General features: G+C 59.4%; 2 protein-coding genes. One reads left to right on the top strand and one right to left on the bottom strand.

The genetic code is table 11. The features are described from left to right. Positions 1-310: 310 nt before the first annotated feature. Positions 311-1,426 carry an alpha/beta fold hydrolase gene (locus tag IEW73_RS01440; RefSeq protein WP_188669984.1) on the top strand — a complete coding sequence of 372 codons (1,116 nt, stop codon included), beginning with the start codon at positions 311-313 and terminating at the stop codon, positions 1,424-1,426. Here IEW73_RS01440 and IEW73_RS01435 read toward each other — a convergent pair. Next, complete coding sequence (locus tag IEW73_RS01435) at positions 1,419-21,308, bottom strand: non-ribosomal peptide synthase/polyketide synthase (RefSeq protein ID WP_188669982.1); 19,890 nt, start codon at positions 21,306-21,308, stop codon at positions 1,419-1,421. The two genes, IEW73_RS01440 and IEW73_RS01435, sit on opposite strands and share 8 nt — an antisense overlap. Positions 21,309-21,381 lie beyond the last annotated feature (73 nt).

Here is a 21,381-nt window from a genome sequence, read left to right as displayed (position 1 = left end):
CTTTCCGTCGACGGATCCTGGGTTAACCCCACCTACTGTCGATGTTGTATTCACAGAAAAATGTAATCACAATCGCTAGTTCAGTTTAGGTAGTTTGTGATTTTTCGTCGATACGCCAATTGGATGACGGCATTTGTGGGGGCTAGAAACTCGCGTAGTTGAAATGCGCATTTTGTCGGCCTCGGTGTGGGATTCCCCACGCCATGCTTCACCCAATCTCGATCACGTGACAAGATGTCTCAGTAACAGTGGGTGGCATCGGCGCCATCGCCGTCATCTTCGGCCACCTCGTATGTAAGGAGTAAGCCGAATGAGCGTGCGCATCGCCCTTCCTCGCAGGGAAATCCCCCTCGCGGCCCGCAACGCATGGAAACTGACGTTTGGCGAGGGCCTTGAGGCACCGAGTCCTGTTCCATCAACCATTATCTCGGATGGCCCGCACCGCACGCTCCGGAAGTATGACGTTCCACCTCGCAACGCTGACGACAACGATCACCCAGTACTGCTCATACCGCCACTTGCAGTCCCCATCAGTTGCTTCGATCTGAGGCCGGGCCAAAGCCTTGCTCAACACCTCATCGACACCGGCCGCACCCCGTACGTCATCGACTACGGAACGATCGGGTTCGCTGACCGAAAGCTCGGCTTTGAAGAATGGATTGACGACATCATTCCCGCCGCGATCGCGCGAGTATCCCAAGAGCACGGTGGAAAACCCGTAGACCTTGTGTGCTGGTGCCTCGGCGGAACGATGGCGCTGCTGTCCGCGGCGGCACACTCAGACCAGCCGATTCGGTCGATCGCCACAGTCGCCACCCCTATTGACTATTCGAAGTTGCCCAACTTATATCCGCTGCGAACTGCAGCCAAGTTCACTGGCGGCCGCGTCACAACATTGGGAACAATGGCTATGGGCGGAATGCCGTCGCCATTCGTGAAGTTGACGTTCCGAGCAACCGCATTCCAGCGCGAACTGAAAAAGCCGTGGTTTATCGCACAGAACCTCCGAAACACCGAAACGCTTGCACGCATGGAGGCAATCGAACGGTTCATGGCCCAAATGCCTGGTTATCCAGGACGTTTGTACCTTCAGCTGTGGAAGCGGATCATGATCCGAAATGACCTCGCCAAGGGCCAGCTTATTCTTGGTGATCGACGCGTCGATTTGAGTAAGGTTTCAGTCCCTGTCCTTGCTATCGCCGGCACGGGCGACGCCATCACTTCTGTGCCTGCCGCGCGGCACCTCAAATCGGTGTTAACTAATGCGCCGTCGTTCCAGTTTGAAACTGCACCCGGCAGCCACCTTGGGGTACTAGCGGGCCCGCATGCAAGCGAAACCACGTGGCCATACATTGATGCCTTCCTCACCGAGCAGCAGAAGGCAGCGACGAGTCCGTCTGACGCTGCCCGCGTTTCCGCTAACTGAGGTCAAGGCTTCCGTCAGGACGCATCTGTGCGCATTTACCAACCCGGAGCATTCGCCCGGGTTGGTGCGGGTTAGCGACAATCCACACAGCTGTCTGCGCGCGAGCTTCTACACCGACCGCCATATCGGAAACCGCTACGTATGCATCGCCTTCGACACCAGCAGGCACGGGCGCAAGGTTGTCGTCGAGCACAAGCGCCGTCATCCCCGGCCGCGGGCGCACACCATCGCCCTCACCTGCGGGCATAAATGCAACCTCGGCAAACGATGGGGTATTGCCTGCGTCCTCGACCACTACCGAGTCGCCACGGATCAGCGAAAGCAGCAATCCGAGATTGCCTCCCACCGGTGAACCGCCCGCGAACGCGGCGAGATCAGCGTGCGTGAACCATGCTCGTACATCGGCTTGTCCCAGAGTGCAGATCAGCGCGGTGTTGGCCGTTCGCACTGGCAGTGGCCTGTCGTAGTACGTTATTGGCGTTGACGGGGCGGCCTTCATCGCAGCCACTGTCTCGTCCGATTTGAGGTCCAGCCACGACGTCACAGTGTTCGCTTCGGGCCCCACTGTTGACGCCGAAATGCCAACGCCTATGCCCAAGTGAATGTCTAGGCCGCCAGAAATTGGCCCTCCATCGGTGAAAACGATGGTCGCACCTGTTTTAGCGACCGCCATCATCGCGACCGCCGCATCCACTGACGGCGGGATCGACACCGCCACTGACATCCCCGTGCAGATCCCCCGCGCGAGCAGTACCCGGGCGAGCCTCGACGAACGCCGATCAAGGTTGCGGTAAGTCACGTTGCGTTCTGCGTCGCGAACGGCAACTCTTGATGGATCGCTTTCTGCAGCTCGGGCAAACAACTGCGGAAGTGGCTGAGGGTCGACTACCTCTCCGATGCCGGTGAGCACTGCAACCGAGTCCGTCGCGTCCGCAGCGGTCGCCTGGTGGGACTTCAATGCGATGTCACCCACGATGACGCCCGGATCAGTCACGATTTCAGTCAGAACATCAACGAGCCAAGAAGCAAAACGTGCCACCGTCGAGGGGTTGAACAGATCAGTCCGGTAGGTAATCGACGCGTCGATACCAGCGGGTTTACCGTCCGTCGAATGTTCGAGGAATCCGAACAGCAGGTCTGTTTTTGCGACGGCGAACTCATGATCGACTGCCGCTACCGTCAACCCTGGCAGTACAAATGAATTCTCGGACGCTTGCTCGACAGTCAACATGACTTGATAGAGCGGCGTGTGCGTTGTCGGTGTTCGTGGCACAAGGCTTTCGACCACGTGCTCGAAAGGAATGTCGGCGTGCGAGTATGCGGCGATGTTATGGCGCCGAACTTCAGCGAGCAGTGCATTCGCTGTCGCGCCTGGGTCTACGGCCGTACGGAGAGCCACTGTGTTGACGAACATGCCAACCAGGTCCAGTAACGCCGAGTCACTACGTCCGGCTGTCGGCGTGCCGATCACGATATCGGTGGTGCCTGTGATGCGGGCAAGGAACACCGTCAGCGCCGTGTGAAGCACCATAAAAGGGGTCGTGTGCGTCGCGTGTGCAACGTCGTGGAGTTTGCGGTGCACCTCCGCTGGCACAGCCGTTGTCTCCACCGCCGCGGCCGCGCTCATCATCGCGGGGCGCGGCTTATCGAGCGGCAAAGGCAGCAGGTCGGGCGATCCGGCCAAGGCGGATTTCCAGAACGACAGTTGCTGGTTCCACATCGAATCGGGTGTTTCGCGCTCACCGAGAAACTCACGTTGCCACAGTGCAAAGTCGATGTACTGGACGCTCAAAGGCTGCCAGGCTGGTTCTGCGCCTTCGGTGCGCGCCGAGTATGCGACCATCACGTCGCGTGCCAACGGTGGCATCGAAAAACCATCAGCGGCGACGTGGTGCGCAACCATTACCAGGACGTGGTTGTCTGCGTCGAGTTCGATGAGTTGCACTCGGAACGGTGGCTGCTTCTCAACATCGAATCCTTGCGACACATAACGGATGAGATGATCAGCGATCGCGCTCGGTTCGATGTGTTCTACGTGCAACGAAGTGTCCACATCGTCCATTGACAGGACATGTTGGTATGGCTCCCCGTCGCGGGTGGGGAAGATTGTGCGAACCGTTTCGTGCCGTTGCACTACATCGACGATTGCCTGTTCCAGGGCAGCGACGTCGAGATTGCCTGTCAACGTCAAGGCCATGGGGATGTTGTACGTACCTTGGCTCGGGTCCAGACGGTTGAGCAGCCACATCCACTTTTGCGCAAACGACAATGGTGGGAACTCAGGCCTGTTGCGACGCTCTAGCGGAGGCCGGTCAGCCCCATTGGCCACCAAGGCGATCACTCGTGGAGCGAGGTCAGCAACGCTGGGATGATCGAAGATGTCGTTGACCCGCAAGGTAATCGCGAATTCGGCGTTGACCTGCGAAAGCACCTTCAGTGCACTGAGGGAGTTGCCACCGGCGTCGAAAAACGAGGAATGCGTGCTGATGCGATCGAGCCCGAGAACGGTGCTGTAGATCCGCGCCAGCAATTCTTCGACGGCGTTCCTCGGCGCAACGAACTCGTCGCCGATGGTCACGAAGTCCGGCGTCGGCAACGCTGAACGGTCAATTTTGCCACTGGCATTTAGGGGGAACGCATCAATCGGAATGATCACGTTGGGGATCATGTAGTCGGGCAACGACTTCGCTATATGGGCGCGAAGTTCACCGACACTGGTGTCGACGCTGTGGTCCCACACAATGTATGCAACGAGGCGATCACCCAGCGCGTCACCACGCTGCGCAACGACAAGGGCCTGATTTACTGCGGGTGCGCCAATGAGGGCAGTTTCGATCTCACCAAGCTCGATTCGTAATCCGCGCACCTTGACCTGGAAATCTGTGCGCCCAAGGTAATCAAGCGAGCCGTCTTTGCGCCAGCGCACAAGGTCACCTGTGCGGTACATTCTTTCACCCACACCGGCTGGGTTCGCCACGAAGCGATCGGCGGTAAGTGCAGGCAGTCCCCCGTAGCCTCGGCCAACGCAGACACCTGACACGTAGAGTTCACCGGCCACACCAGTGGGCACTGGTCGCAGCCACTGGTCAAGTACATGCAGTGTGACGTTGGGAACGGGAAGACCGATCGGCACCGGTTCGGTCTGGGCGTCTACCGTCTGGAAGCTCACGACATCTGAAGCTTCAGTTGGTCCGTAACTGTTGAGAACAACTAACCCGGCATCCATCAACCTGCGAAGTGGCTTGAGTCTGATGGGTTCGCCGCCGAGAACGAGTGTGCGCAATCCCGCGAGAGCATTGTGTTCGTCGGAGTCGATGAGTGCTTCGCAGGCGCTCGGCGCCATGTTCGCCAGCACGATGCGATGGTCACGCATGGTCGTCAGGATCGTGTGGGGGTCAAATACGTCAGCACTCAGATGCAAGGTCGCACCGCTCATCAGCGCAGTCCACACCTGTTTTTGGGTGAGGTCGAATGTGGGGGCTGACGCGACGAGAACACCGTCTCCCGCTTCGAGCGGCACTGTCTCGAGGAACCAGCGCAGCGTGTTGTGGATGCCCGCAAATTGCACCAGCGTGGGCTTTGGCCGCCCGGTCGACCCGGATGTGGAGATCACATAGCCCAGGCGTTGCCCAGCGCCCGGTTCGGCCCAACGATGAGGCGTGGCGGTGTTTGAGTGTTCAGTGGCCGCTGGTGGTTCAGCCAGAACGATGCGCCGGTTCTCCGCGACAAGGTCGAGGTGCTGCCACTGCGGGGTGGTGAGGACAATGCTGGCGTTGATGTCCTCAAGCACCGCCGTGACACGGTCTGCGGGGAATGCTGTGTCAATGGGCGCGTACGCCGCACCGACCTTCCACACTGCAAGCATTGCGACGACCCAGTGGGCTGACCGCGGTATAGCTAGTGCCACGACATGATCGGGGCCAACACCGCTAGTGCGTAACCGGTGGGCGATAGCATCGCTCCAGTGGTCAAGCTCCGCGTACGTCAACGAATCGGTTGCTGTTTCAACGGCGGTGATGTGCGGGCTTGTTTCGCACACGCGGCGAATCTCAGCCACAGGCGAAGCTGCGGGCAGCTCCCGCACAATGCCGTGCATCCACGTTTGCTGTTCACGCCGCTCGGCGGCGGTCAGCAGGTCAAACTCACGAAGTGGTCGGTCAGGTGCGTCAGTGACGTCGCGGAGCAGTCGCACGAATCGTTCGGTGATGCCAGCGATGGTCGTGTGGTCGAACAGGTCGGTGGCATAGGTGACGATGAGTTCTCGCGGATGACCATCGCTGGGCTCAGTAATGGTCAACTGGAGATCAAATTTCGCGGATTCTGCGCCAGCCTCAAGTGGTATGACCTCAAGCCCGGGCAGTGTCAGCGCCGGTATGCCCTCGTTCTGGAATGACAGCAAAACCTGGAACAGCGGCGAATGCGCTTGCGAACGAACGGGGTTCAGTGCATCCACGATGCGCTCGAAAGGCAGGTCGGTGTGGGTGAAGGCGGCAAGATCGGTCTCGCGCACCTGCTCAAGAAGACCTGAGAATGACTGTGTGCCTTCCACTGTGGTGCGCAAGACCAGGGTGTTGACGAACATGCCGACAAGGCGGTCCAGTGCGGCCTGTCCCCTGCCTGCAACGGGAGTGCCGACAGCAATATCGGCACTGCCCGACAATGATGCGAGAAGCACGCTCAGTGCGGCGTGCACACCCATGAATGGCGTGGCGTGGCGTTGCCGAACCATCGTGGCGAAGGCATCGAAGCACTCGTCGTCTAAGGGCAGCCGATAGCTCGCCCCTGCCATGGACTGCACCGGTGGCCGGGGGCGGTCGGTTGGCAGCGCCAACTGTTCGGGCAGGTCCGCTAGTTGTTGGGTCCAGTACGTCAGTTGTTCGGACAGCAGTGAGTTCGGGTCACTGTCGTCACCCAGTAAGTCCCGCTGCCACAAGGCGAAGTCGGCGTATTGAACCGGGAGCGGCTCCCATGTGGGTTCGCTTCCGCCTCTGCGATCCTGATAAGCGACGAGAAGATCCGCGGCGAGCGGTGCCATCGAAGCGCCATCCGCTGAGACGTGGTGGATGACGACCACCAGGTAGTGATGTGTCTCGTTGACGCTGATCAGTTCGGCGCGCACCGGAATCTCGCTGCTCACATTGAACAAGGTCTTGGCGATTGCTTCGATTCGCCCACGAATGTCGTCACCGTCAGCGACTGCAACACGGGCAAGTTCCGGGGAGTTGTCTGCGGGTAGGACAACCTGAACGGGTCCGTCTGCGGTGTTGGGATAGATTGTGCGCAACACTTCGTGGCGAGTGACCACGTCGCGGAACGCCAAAGCCATCGCGTCGGCGTCCACCTCTCCGCGCAGTTCCACCACCAGTGGGATGTTGTACGCCCACGACTGTGGTTCAAACTCGTTGAGGAATCGGACCCTCTGCTGGGCAAGCGACAGCGGCACAACCGATGGGCGCGGCCGCGCGTCAAGGGGAAGCCGCGTTCGTGTTGCGCTGAGCTGCTGGACGTGCGTTGCGAGTTGTTCGACGGTGGGAGCGTCAAACAAGTCACGAATGCCGACATCCACACCGAGTGCCTCGCTGACACGTGCCACCACTTTGGTCGCGGACAGCGAGTTTCCACCGACGTCGAAGAAGCTGTCATCCACGCTTACTGCTGCCCCGCCGAGCACCTCGGTGAACACCGCGGCTATAAGCTCTTCGACGGGCGTTGTCGGACCCCGGAACGCGGTGCGTGTGAGGTCAAAGTTGGGCGCAGGAAGCCTGCGTCGGTCGAGCTTGCCGTTCACGCTAATCGGCAGTTCGTCGAGGACGATGAACTGCGTGGGCACCATGTAGCTCGGCGCGCGGTGGGCCACAAAATCCCGGAGCTCAGACACGTCAATATCCGCGTCAACGTCACGTGTCTTTGCGCGGACGACGTAAGCGATGAGGTGATCACCGAAGGTCGAATCGCGATGGATCATCGCCACAGCCGACGCAACGTACGGATGGGTAGCAACGAGAGTTTCGACTTCTCCCAATTCGATGCGCAGGCCCCTGAGCTTCACCTGGAAATCGGTGCGCCCAAGGTAGTGAACATTGCCGTCACGATCCCACCGCACCAGGTCGCCGGATCGGTACATCCGTTGACCAGGTTTTCCGTACGGGTTGGCGACAAACCGAGACGATGTCAGATCCATCCGGCCTAGGTATCCCCGCGCCTCACCTACGGCGGTGATGTAGAGCTCGCCAGCGACACCTACGGGAACTGGTTTGAGCCGATCATCGAGGACCAGGACGTCGTTGCCTGCGATGGGACCGCCAATGGTCACTGGTTGCTCTGCGCGCAGCGCAGCGGTGCTCGTCGTCCAGATTGTTGTCTCAGTCGGACCGTACAGATTCACCATCCGCGTGTGTGGTGCCCAGGCGGCTACCAGTTCTGGCGGACAGACCTCACCTGCGACGGCGAGCGAGCGTAGCTCAGGGAACCGTGCATTGTGCTCCACCGTTGCGAGAACCGACGGGGTGAGGAATGCGTGCGTGATGCCACGCGAACGAAGGAAGTCGCCGAGTGCGGAACCACCAACGATTGACGGCGGCGCGATCACGGCGGCAGCGCCGGCGCACACGGCCATAAGAATCTCGAATACGGACGCATCGAAGCTCGGCGAGGCAAACAGCATCACGCGTGACTGCGCATCAACATCTAGGACACGTCGTTCCTCGGAAGCCACGGTGGCGAGGCCCCGGTGATGCACCACAACACCTTTGGGTGTGCCGGTGGAACCGGATGTGTAGATGATGTAAGCGGCGTTGAGGTCTGTCACCGGCCTCAGCAGTTCGGAAGGCGCGATCGGCGAATCGTCTGCGGCAGACACAGCCGTGAGCGTCGAATTGATGTCGAGATGAACCCACTTAGCGGTGTCCGGCAAACTGCGGCCGTGTTCAGCAACTGTCAAGCCCAAGGTTGCGCCCGAGTCCGCCAACATGTGGATGATGCGCTCAGTGGGATGTGACGGGTCAATCGGAAGGAACGCGGCCCCAGTCTTGGCTATGGCCCAGATTGCGGCGAGGCTGTAAACGCTGCGGGGTGCCGCTATCGCCACCGTGGATTCAGCACCGATTCCGGCGGTGATGAGGACCCGGGCTATTTGATTGGTCCACCGGTCGAGTTCGGTGTAGGTGAGCGAGCGTTCGCCATACTCAACTGCGGTGCCGTCTGGGTTTTGTTCCGCAGCGGTCGTCAATAGGTCCTTGAGCACCACCGGTTCTGCCGCTTTAGCGCCGACGGCAGGCACAAGTGCATCTCGCTCGTAGGCACTGAGCAGATCAGCGTCGCCGACGCAATCGGTCGGAGAAGCGATGATGTGCTTCACCAGTTGCGTGAAGCCATAGACGAACCGGTTGATGGTCTCCGCATCGAACAGCGCGGTCGAGTAGTTCATGTATGCGCTGATTCCGTCAGGCGAACCGTCGTCGTCATGGTGTTCAACCACGTCGAGGGCGAGGTCAAACTTGGCGACCCCTACATCGACAGCGTCGAAGGATGCCGTGGCCTCACCCCATGGCACTACTGATGGTGTCGCGTGTTGCAGTCCCAGGACAACTTGGAACAGGGGTGCGTGTGATTCGGAGCGGACCGGCGCTAGTTGTTCAACAAGTTGCTCGAAAGGCACGTCGGTGTGAGCAAATGCTGACAGGTCAGCTTCGCGTACTTGGTCGAGAAGTTCGGTAAACGTGGCGCTAGTGGAAATGTTGGTACGCAACACCACTGTGTTAACGAACATGCCGACAAGGTCATCGAGTTCCGGAACATTCCGACCCGCGACTGCGGTTCCAATGGCGATATCGGACGTGCCCGAGATTCTCGCCAGTAACGTCGCGTAGGCGGCGTGCATCACCATGAACATCGTCGCTCGGTGGTTACGGGCCACATCAGCGAGGGCGCGGTGGATGCTCGCATCGAGTGTGAACATTTGGGTGGCCCCAGCAAGGCTGCGCACAGCTGGGCGGGGCCTGTCGGTTGGCAATTCAAGCAGGTCCGGCATTCCGTCCAGAATGCGCTTCCAGTACCGAATTTGGGTGGCTGAACGAGAATTCTCATCGCTGGAATCGCCAAGCATTTCTCGCTGCCACAGGGCGTAGTCCGCGTACTGCACCGGCAGGGGGTTCCACGCCACGTCGGAGCCGTGACGACGTGCGTCGTACGCCTGGATTAAGTCGCGCGCAAGCGGTTGCAGCGACGCGCCATCAGCGGAGATGTGGTGCGCTACGAACTCGAATAAGTGGTGCGTTGCTGAGACGCGCCAGATGATGGCACGCCATGGGCGACCCGTCGTGACGTCGAATCCTTGCGCAGCAAACGACAGTACATCGGCTGCGAGCTTGTCTGCGGTCGTATCCCGCACGTCGATCTGAGCGACGGTGTCCGAGAGCCTGCCGGAGGCATCGATTACTTGCACGGGACCGTCTGAGGTATTCGGATAGTAAGTGCGCAATACCTCGTGGCGCTGCACCACATCGTAGACAGCACCGATGAGTGCGTCAGTATCAACGGGACCGTCAAGCCGAACCGTCAGGGGGATGTTGTACTCAGGCGAATGAACATCGTATTGGTTGAGGACCCACATCCGCGATTGTGCGAGTGACAGCGGAAGCGGTTCGGGGCGCGTTTGTGGTTCGAGGCGCACGGCCACATTTGTCGCCGAGGTGGAGATAAGATGCGCCAGTCCTCGAACAGTCGGGGCGTTGAACAGGTCCCGCATGCTCACCGTTGATGATGTCGCCTCCGTGATTCGCCCGAGAACGCGTGTTGCGGCAAGGGAGTTGCCACCAAGGTCGAAGAAACTCGCTGTGGCGCTGACATTTGCGATCCCGAGCACCGCAGCAAAGACATCGGCGACGACCATTTCGAGGTCGCCTTCCGGTTCCACAAAGTCGACGCTGTGTGTGTCAAACTGCGGCGCAGGCAGGGCGCGCCGATCAATTTTGCCATTGGCGTTAAGCGGGAACTCATCAAGCACAACAATCGCGGACGGCACCATGTACTCCGGTAAAACCGTGGTGAGAGTGTCCCGCAGCGCGCCGCCGTCGATGATGGCATCCGGCGTCGCGACGACGTACGCAACGAGCCTGTCACCCACTGCGTTGTCCCGATGCGCGAGGACAAAACTTTGCGCGACGCCTTCGATACGGGTGAGAGCCGATTCAATCTCACCGAGTTCGATGCGAAGGCCGCGAATCTTCACCTGAAAGTCGGTGCGACCCACGTACACAAGGTTTCCGTCGTGACGCAACGTCACGAGATCGCCAGTGCGGTACAACCTGTCGCCATATGCACCCATCGGGTTGGCGATGTAGCGGGACGCAGTCACACCACTCATCCCGCGGTAGCCCCGGCCGACGCATACCCCGCCGATGTAGAGTTCGCCGGTGCTGCCTGGAGGCACCGGACGAAGCCTACCGTCGAGCACATACAACTCAACGCCAGGGAATGACGTGCCGATAGGCAGTGGGTCTGGTTGGTCGTTGACAGCCGCCACGGACACAACATCGGCCGCTTCAGTAGGGCCGTACGCATTGAGGAACTGCACACCCGAGTTGAACAGGTACACAAGTGGGTCGCGGTGCACTTGTTCCCCACCGAGCACGCAGACACGAAGTTGTGTAAGTACCTTTGTTTTGTCCTGTTCGACAAGGATTTCGAATGCTGCGGGCGACATGTTTGTCGCGGCAATCCGTGGATTCGCTGCGATGTCATTCAGGATCTCTATTGGGTCGAACCCTGGTAGTGCAAGGAACACCTCGGCGCCTGCGGTGAGGGCCGACCACACATTTTTCTGCGTGAGGTCAAAACTTGGTGATGATGCCACAAACACGCCATCGAGAGAGTTCAGGCCTAGCAGCTCTGTGTAGTAACACACAGTGTTGGCGATCCCCGCCATTAACACCTGCGTGGGTTTGGGTTTTCCTGTGGAGCCAGATGTTGAAATGACCCAACCAAGGCGTTGGCCCGCGCCGGGTTCAGTCCAGCGATCACTGGGCACAACCAGTCTTCCAGGGTTGTCGGCTCCGTCGACGATTAGTCCCTGTTGCGTCACAGAAAAGCATGGACGGTCCGCGGTATCGAACGCTCGGGAGTCCGCCGAGACGACGACGGCACTCGCCTCTGTGGTCTCGATGATGAGTGCGATTCGGTCAGCCGGAAATGTGGGGTCAATGGGTGAATAGGCAGCACCGCATTTCCACACCGCGAGCATGGTGACGACCCAGGCGACAGACCTCGGCAGCACGATGGAGACGGTGTCGTCCGGACCTACACCGCACCGGGCCAGATGCGCTGCGAGAGTGTCGGATGCCTCATCGAGTTCGGCATACGTCACGGTGATGTCACGTTGGGTGATCGCCCTCGCGCTTGGTGCCCGCTGCGCGACGGCCCGGAACATCCCAATGAGTGATCCATGCTCAGGCACGTACGGCGCCCGCGAGCTCACCAGCGATGCCAGCGTGGATAGTTCGTCTTCGAGGAGGATATCGACTACCCCCACAGCGGTGTCCGGCGCAGTGAGCAATCGATCGAGCACTGCGACAAATCGTTGCGTCAATCCTGCGGCAGTACGGTCGGCGAAGAGATCTGTTGCGTAGTTGACCTCGAGGTCGTAGCCCGCCGTACGGTGAGAATCGGTGAATCGTTCACTGACAGTAAACTGCAGATCGAACTTCGCTGTGCCCGTGTCGATGCCGGATGCGGTGATGTCGAGGTCACCAAGCTTGACGGCGGGGAGATCAAGATTCTGAAATCCCAGCATCACTTGAAATAGCGGTGTGTGCGCAGTCGATCTGGTCGGCGCGACGGCATCGACAATGGTTTCGAATGGCACGTCCGTATTACTGAATGCGGCTGCGTCTCGATCCCGCACATGCGCTAAAAATTCACGGAATGAAACGTCGTGGTCAACGGTTGTGCGCAGGGCAAGCGTATTGACGAACATGCCGATGAGGGGCTCTAAAGCTGGTTCTCCCCTACCTGCAACTGGGGTGCCCACAGTGATATCTGTTTCACCCGTGATGCGGGCGAGCATCACAGCGAGCGCAGCGTGGATCACCATGAAGTCGGTCACGCCAGCATCAGTTGCGCAATCGCTGATGCGCTGTTGCATGTCAGCGTCGAGGACTGTGCGCAGTGAGCGGCCGCGGTTGGATTGCTGTGGTGGCCGCGGGAAGTCGATCGGTAGGCCCAGAGCTTCGGGCACCCCTTTTAGTTGTTCGCGCCAGAACTGCACCTGCTGAACACCGAGGCTTGATTCGTCATTGGGGTCGCCGAGGAGGTTTCGTTGCCAGACGCTGAAGTCTGCGTATTGAACGTCCAGCGTTTCCCACTGTGGTGCGTGGCCCGTGGTTCGCGCGTTGTAGGCAGCCATGACGTCGTATGCGAGCGGGGCCATGGATGAGCCGTCAGCGGCGATGTGGTGGACAACAAGAACGAGATGATGCTCGTGCGCGCTACTAGTGAGCAGATGCACCCGGATTGGTATCTCCGCAGAGACGTCAAACCCCTGCGCGGCGATGGCTTTCGCTCGTTCGACAGCTTCACCAGTGCCCACTGTTTCGGTGTGGAGCCGCAGATCAGTCGCGGCACCGTCGCGGATAATTTGTACGGGTCCCTGCGGTGTATTGGGGTAGATCGTGCGCAAGGTTTCGTGCCGTTCCACCACATCAGCGAGCGCTGTCGTCAACGCCTCGACGTCAAGTTCGCCAACGAGCTTTAACGCCAACGCGATGTTGTATACCGGTGACGCAGTGTCGAATTGGTTAAGAAACCACATGCGTTGCTGTGCCGGTGACAGTGGCAGTTCGCCTGAACGCGGAACTGGCACAAGGTGTGGGCGTGCTTCGGCGTGCGCTGCGTCGGCCTCGAGATGCTGAGCAAGCGCGGATACCGTCGGGTAGTCAAACAGTGCCCGTACGGTCATGTTCGCGTCGAGGGCAGACCTGATTCGGGACACGACGCGGGTGGCTGACAGTGAGTTGCCGCCGAGCTCAAAGAAGCTGTCGTGTCGGCTCACTGTGGCGATGTCGATGACCTCGGCGAACACATCGGCGATAGCCTGTTCGGTGGCGTTGATCGGCGCTTCGTATTCGCCTGAATGCTGTTCGAATACCGGTTCAGGCAGCCGTCGCCGATCGACTTTGCCATTAACGGTGAGGGGCAGTTCTGTCAGCACGATGATCACTGACGGGACCATATGTGCGGGAACATGTTGCGCGAGGAACGCCGAAAGCTCTGCGGGGTCGACGTCATGACTCGTGCCCCCCGAAGAACCTGTGCCCCCCGAAGAACCTGTGCCCCCCGACAGCATCCTGTCACTGGGCAGTACGTAGGACGCTAGCCGAACAACGCCGTCGTCAGCTTTGTGCGCAAGAGTGACGGCTGTTCGCACCGACGGGTGCAATTCCAAGGCGCTGTCGATCTCGCCGAGTTCCACGCGCAGGCCTCGGATTTTGATCTGAAAGTCTGATCGACCGATGTACTTGATGCTGAGATCGCCGCTCGCGTCACGAACCCAACTGACGATGTCACCGGTGCGATAGAGTCGGTCGCCCGGTATGCCGAAGGGGTTGGCGACAAACGATGTCGCGGTGAGCGGTGCCCGCTCGTGATAACCCCGCGCTAGGCCAAGGCCGGCGACGTACAGTTCGCCCGGCACCCCCACTGGGACTGGGCGCAGGTGACTGTCCAACACCACAGCGGAGGTACCACGAATGGGGCCTCCGAGAGTGACGGGTTCCTCAGCAGCGAGCGGGTCGGAAATCGCGACCATGATGGTCGTTTCCGTAGGCCCGTACCCGTTGTATAGGTTTCGCCCCGGAGCCCACTGCGCTACCAGCGATGCGGGAACGTCTTCACCACCCGCGCACAGATGTTGAAGGTCGCGCACGGCTGAGGGGTTCAGTGTGCTGAGCACACCTGGTGTCAAGAATGAATGGGTTACCTGCTGGGTGTGCAGCAAGTGTTCGAGTTCCTCACCTGCATACACTTCCGGAGGGGCGATGATGACGTGCGCACCGACGCCGAACCCGAGCAAATATTCGAGCATCGACGCGTCGAAACTCGGTGATGAAACGTGCAGGACCCTGCTGAATTCGTTGGCGTGATAGCGCTGTTGCTGCTCATCCCGGAAGTTCGCGAGTCCGCGATGGGTGACTGCGACGCCTTTAGGTAATCCAGTGGAACCCGATGTGTACAGAAGGTATGCGGCGTTGTCGCACCGAACATTCGCATTTAGGTCGCCCGGAACGAGCGGGGTATGGGCGTGGTGTACCAGTTCAGCTTCGGTGCTTGGGTCATCGACAATGATCCACTCGACCGAATCTGGGAGCGAAGGCCGGTGAATTGCGGTGGTGAGACCGATTGTGACCCGCGCATCGCTGAGCAGGTAGGCAATTCGGTCATGCGGGTAGCGAGGGTCGATCGGCAGGAGCGGGGCACCTGTTTTTGTTATCGACCACACGCTGAGGATGGATTCACACGATCGCGCCATGGCAATGGCTATGGGTTCTTCAGCGCGGGCACCACGCTGAATCAGTAGTCGTGCAAGTCGCGTGGAGTCATCATTGAGGTGCTGGTAGGTCCATTGTTTCGTGCCACACGTGATGGCGGGACGCCCTGGGAACGTCTCAGCAGTATGAGTGAAAATATCTGCGAGTAGAACTGGGGAGGTGCCGGGTAGGCCGTACACGGGCACAAGTGTTGCGCGTTCGTCTTCGGGGAGAATGTCAACCGATCCGACCGACACTGACACGTCCGTTGTCATCGCCGTCAAGACGCACTCTAGGCCGTACAGAAGCGATTTTGCGTCGCTGCGTGTGAACACGGACGGTAGGTACTTGGCGCGGAGTGTTAGGCCAGTGTCAGTGAGGACGACGAGTGCAAACGGGTAGTGGGTAGCATCGGTAACTGCTACGTCCCGTACGTGCATACCCGCGAGGTCGGTGTCCTCGGTTAACCCGGCACGGTCGACGGGGTACGACTCAAAGACAGTCAATGTGTCAAACAAGGCACCTGCGCCGGTGTTGCTCATGATGTCGGCGAGACTGACATGGTGATGGTCGAGGAGTTCGGCCTGTTCGTGCTGCACTCTCGTAAGAATGTCGGCAACGGAGTCGGTTGCCCGGAGTTGAATCCGAACAGGGACCGTATTGATGAACAGACCAATGGTCTTGTTGGCGCCAACAAGTTCTGCGGGCCGACCAGATACGGTGGCACCGAAAACGACATCATCCCGGTCGAGGAGCCTGCTGACGAGAATTCCCCACGCCACCTGAATGATGGTGTTGACCGTGACGCCTACCTCGCGTGCGACACGTTCTAACGCGGCCATCAACTGTGGACTGATGTGTCGGTCGAGGTCGACTGATTCCGTTGTGCTTGCCGAACTCTGCCCGAGCCCCGCGAGGAGCGTGGGTTCGGAGGCGCCTTCAAGTGCTCGCTGCCAGGCATGCAGTGATGGTTGCCGTGGCTTGCTTGTTAGCCAGGCAAGAAAATCGCGGTATGACCGAGCGGGCGGCAGCGTAGAGAGGTTCCCGCTCGTCTTGAGCAGCACGTAGGTACCCAAAAGTTCCGTCACAATCAACGGCATTGACCAGCCATCGACAAGGATGTGGTGGCTTGTAATAACTAGCGATACGTGGTCAGCGGTATGGCGGACCAACGCGAACCGAATAAGGGGCGGTGCCGCCATGTCGAACGGGGTCGCTCGTTCTTCGTATGCAATGTTGGCGAAGGTGCCTGCTCCGTCATGCACATCGCAGACCCGCCATGGCACATCGACAGTGGAAGCAACTACCTGCACGGGCTCGCCAGCCGCATTGATGGTGAATGCGGCACGCAGGCTTGGGTGGCGATTGAGCAGGCTGGCACATGCTGAGCGCAACGCATCCGCGTCCACCGCACCTGTTAACTCCAGGACGATTTGTGCCGTGTAAACGTCCACTTCGTCGTGGGCGAGCTGTGCGTGGTAGAGCAACCCTGATTGCAGTGGGGCAAGCGGCCACACATCATCGATCGCATGGAATTGCGATTCCCAGACGGTGATGTCGCCGTGGGTGGCTGAGACAAGATCGAAGTCGGACGGTGTCAGGCCACTCGCAGAGGGTGTATTCGCATACGCAACAATGCTGGTCAACGCTGAACGCCAGTGCGTGGCAAGCGAAGCCACTTCGCGTTCTGTCACCACTCTGGTGGCGTAACTGAGGTTGACCACGAGTTGCGGGCCAGCCTTCGTTTCTTCGATATGAGCGTTGATGTCGAGCGCTGCAGGCATGGCCATTGCACCACCAGAAACGCTGTTGTGTCGCGCCCCTTCGCGGCTTGGGAGCCACCCGTTGGCGCGCAGCTCATCGGAAATGTCAACGGTCGTCAGCCGACCTAGATAGTTGAAGGACACCTGTGGATGCGGGTGGCTCGCGAGAACAGGCTGCGTCACGTTGTTGAGGTAGCGAAGCAACCCGAAACCGATTCCGTTGTTCGGAACCTCGGCGAGCTGCTGCTTTACATGCTTGAGTGCCGCACCGATCGCAATGTTGCCGAGTGTGGTGGTGTCTCGCACTTGCGAACCAGACAGTGACAAAGCCACGGGGTAGATAGAGGTAAACCACCCAACAGTGGACGACAATTCCGCACCTGGCAGTACGGATTCCTCACGTCCGTGTCCTTCAACTGAAACCACTACATCATCGCGGTGCATCCCCTGCTCGTCCCGCAACTGTGAAATTGACACCGCAAGGGCAGTGAGGAGGGCATCTTGCATACCGACTCGGAGTGTTGAAACTGCACTGAGCAGGTCCTTCGTTAGGTCCGCGGGCAGCGTGACGGTGTGCTGCGCTGCCGTGTCGACTGTGTCGCGTTCAGGATCAAAGATCACGCCTGTTAGTGGCACATCGGCGTTGTCGAGTGCGTCCCGCCAATACGAGAGTTCAGACACAATGGGGTGCGAATGTCCCTGGTGTTTGGTGATGTCCGCAAGCCCGTGCGCCCACCGTCGGATCGAAGTGCCCGATGCCGACTCTGGCGGTTGCTCGCCATGTGCGTATGTAGCACCGATGACGGCCAGATCGGGAATGATGATGCGCCACGAAACTCCATCGACTACCAGGTGATGAAGAACCAGCAGCAGCCTGCTGTGACCGTTCCGCGAAGTGAACCACACAAACTGGTGCATCAAGCCAGTTGATGGATCCAGCCGACCAGCGGCTGCTTCGAGTTCGCGCGCCACAAGATCGTCGAATTCGTCGCTATCAAATTCGCCGCTATCGAGTTCAGCGGCAATGGGCACTTCCCAAATCCGGTCGGCCACTAACACGCTGCCCGGTGGGTAGATGTCCATTGTCGCGGCGTCGATTCCACTTGACGGATCGTTGATCGGGTCGCCGAGTTTTAATGTTGTGCGCAACGCGTCGTGCCGGTCAAGAAGCCGCTGAAGAACTACTTCGAGATCGCGTCGTTGGGCACCAACAGGAACGGTAACCATCACTGCTTGGCAGAAGCGTTGATAGTCTCCCCCGCGTTCGAGCATCCATCTTCCGACCGGGAGCAGTGGCGCTTCCCCCACGCCCCCTCCAGGAAGCTCCACGACCTGTGATGAGGCCGAAAGGCTCCGGTGCTGCGCTACGTCCGCAAGCGCTGCGACTGTTTGGCGTTCAAACACTTGCCGAGGTGTCACGATGAAACCGGCTTCGCGCGCACGGGAAACGAGTTGCATCGACACGATGCTGTCGCCGCCCATTGCGAAGAACGATTCTTCAACACTCACCTTGTCGACGCCGAGCACCTGCGCCATTACCGTCGCCAATGTTTCTTCTGTCGCATTGCGAGGGGCCACGTAATGGCTGGACTTGGTGTCAAGCTTCGGCTCCGGGAGCGCCTTTCTATCCACTTTGCCGCTGGAGCTCAATGGAAGTTCCGCGAGCATGACAACGACGTCCGGAATCATGTATGTGGGCAACGTGCGTCCCGACCATGCTTGGAGGTCTGCGGACGTCACGGTGGCGTCGGTGTCTGCCACGACATAGGCGACAATTCGCTGGCCGCGTTCTGTTTCCCTCACTACGACCACAGCATGGGTGATGGCTGGGTGCGAAACTAGTGTCGATTCAATTTCGCCCATTTCAATCCGCTGGCCGCGGACCTTAACCTGGAAATCAGTGCGGCCGATGTAGTCGAGAGACCCGTTGTCCGCCCACCTCACCAAATCGCCGGTGCGGTACATACGCTCGCCGGGCTGACCGAACGGGCATGCGATGAATCGGTCGGCCGTAAGGTCCCCCCTGCCGTGATACCCACGCGCAAGTTGTTGACCGGCGAGATAAAGTTCACCGGCAGCTCCGATTGGCACGGGATTGAGGCCCTTGTCCAACACGTATGCCTGTGTATTGGCCACTGGGCTACCAATTGGAACTGACCTGGTAGCCACGTTGTCTACCCGAGCGAATGTCGCGTGCACGGCGAATTCTGTGGGGCCATATAGGTTGTGCAGCTGCGCGGACGAGAATTGGTGAAAGCGTGCAGCTAGTTCCGTTGGCAGAGCTTCCCCAGCCGCAAGTACGTGACGCAATGATCGACACTGCTCAGGGTCAGCGGTGGCAACAAACGCGGCAAGCATCGACGGTACAAACGATGTCGCGGTGACGTGGTACCTGTCGATGATTGCGGCAAGTTCAGTGGGATCTCTGTGCGCATCAGCAGGCGCAATCGCCATCGTTCCGCCGGAAATAAGCGGAACGATCAGTTCCCACAGTGATACATCAAATGTCAGTGGCGTTTTTTGCAGGATGACGTCATCGTTGCCGAATCCGTAGTGATCAATGAGCCACAGCACCTGGTTGACGATTGCGCGATGGGATACCGCCACGCCTTTGGGTCGCCCGGTAGAACCTGACGTGAACAGCACATATGCGGTGTTGTCAGGCCGAACTGGCTGGCGGAGCTCGTGAGGCTGAAGTGGTGACGAGTCCGTTGGTAAGAACGACGGCCGGTCAACGACAACAACTGGAGTTGTCGTCGTCTCAAACGCAGCCGCATCGTTGGTGGCGACCAGCACGCATGACGGGTGGGCCGTGTTCAGAACATATTCGATGCGATCGTGTGGATGGTCCGGATCGACAGGAACGTATGTGCCACCGGCTTTGAGCACCGCCCAGAACGAAACCAGCATGTCGAGCGAGCGCCGTTGGGCTACCGCTACCCGCACCTCTGGTCCTACCCCGAGCGCCACGAGTTGCCGCGCCAACTGGTTTGTTCGATTCTCAAAGTCACTGTAGGTAAGCCTGCGAGTACCGGCCACAGCGGCGAGTGCGTATTTGGCTTCCGGCCGGTGGGTAGCGAGAAGAGTTGACAGCGTCGCACCCGCTGGGACACCGAGCCGACGTGTGTTCCACACGTCGAGTATCAGGGCCAGTTCTTCCTCATCAAGGAGGGTGAGAGTGGTGACATCGTCATCGTCGCCTGCGCGCACGAAACGACGAAGGAACCGAGAGAACCTCTGGTAGTGGGTGTTAAGTTCTGATTCTGAATAGCGGTCCGGGTTTGCTTCAAAGTCAATGTGTGTGCGTGATGTTCCTGTGCTGGAGTACAGGTTCACGGAGATGTCTTCTACTGGTCCCGTCGACAAGACGTTGATGCGTCCGGTTACGTCACCGAATGCCACCTCGGACCGGAACATCATGATGTTCACCATTGGTCCGAAGAAGCCACGGTCGGCGGAGACTGTTGAGGAGTCGCGGCGCATGTCTTCGTGGCGGTACCGCTGGTGTCGCAGTGCGCCTACAAGCTGCACCTGAACACTGTCAATCAGTTGACGAACTGTCGTGCCTTGCCCAACCCACAACCGCAGCGGCACCACGTTTGACACCATGCCGCCTGAACGACGCGCCGCGTGAGTTGTTCGGGCCGTAACGGGGAGGCTCAAAACAACTTCGGGCTGCTCAGTGATGCGAGCTACGTATGCGGCGAACGCGGCGATCGAGAGTGGTGCGATTGAGCCGTTGTATTTTTCGGCGGATGCGTCGAGCGACGACTCAAGTTCGCGCGGAAGGGGCGCGGAGGCGACTCGACTTACCGGGGCAGCCGGTGCGGACTTAACCGCAAAGGACACAGCGTCCGGGAGATCTGCCGTGTAGTTGCTCCAGTACTCACTGTCGGCCCGGAACCTGCCCGACTGCCTGTAGGCGGCGTCGTGTTCATACAGTTCGCGCAGGGTGTCTGTTGGTTTGTGCTGCGACGCGTCGCCCGACACGAGAGCAGAGTAAATCTCGGCAGCGCGATTGAGCATCGTTGTGGCGCCAAAACCATCGATCGTGACGTGGTGCATCCGCGTGTACCACAACTGGTGCCCAGCATCCACGGTGAGCACGTATGACACCGCGAGGCGATCTTCTAATAAGTCAATCGGAGCCGAATAGTCGCGGCGCATGAAGGACATGGCTGCCGCACGCGGATCCGGTTCTCGCGAAAAGTCGATCGTGACGATGTGGTCGTCGATTTCGCGGTCAACGAACTGAAAGGGTGTCCCGTCAACCTCGACGATGCGGAGGTAGCCCGATCCAAATTCGCGTCCAGCTTGTTCCGACGCTCGGCTCAACACTGCTACATCGATTTCTTGATCGAATTCGATGAACATTGCAATATTCAGTGGAACTTCGGGGTTTAGCCGTTGCGCAAGCCACATGCTTTGTTGTGCGGGGGACAATGGGAATGCTCCGACCGGGGCCGCCTGGCCACCGCTACGCTGAGCGTAGTCCATGAGCCTCCCCTCCATCGCTAGTCCGACACCGTAGTCGGTCACCGACAACCCCCGCCCCATCACCATTGTGGCGCACGATGCCGCTACAGTGACTGTCGCCACAACGTAGATGTACGTTACAGGGAAATCACATGTGCCACATTCAGGGCTCGACAAGCTTATTGCATCGGCAAGG

Source organism: Hoyosella rhizosphaerae (assembly GCF_014643175.1).
In the GTDB taxonomy this organism is placed as follows: Bacteria; Actinomycetota; Actinomycetes; order Mycobacteriales; family Mycobacteriaceae; genus Lolliginicoccus; species Lolliginicoccus rhizosphaerae.
Note: the sequence above shows the minus strand (reverse complement) of the source record. Positions and strands in the feature narration are given on the sequence as shown.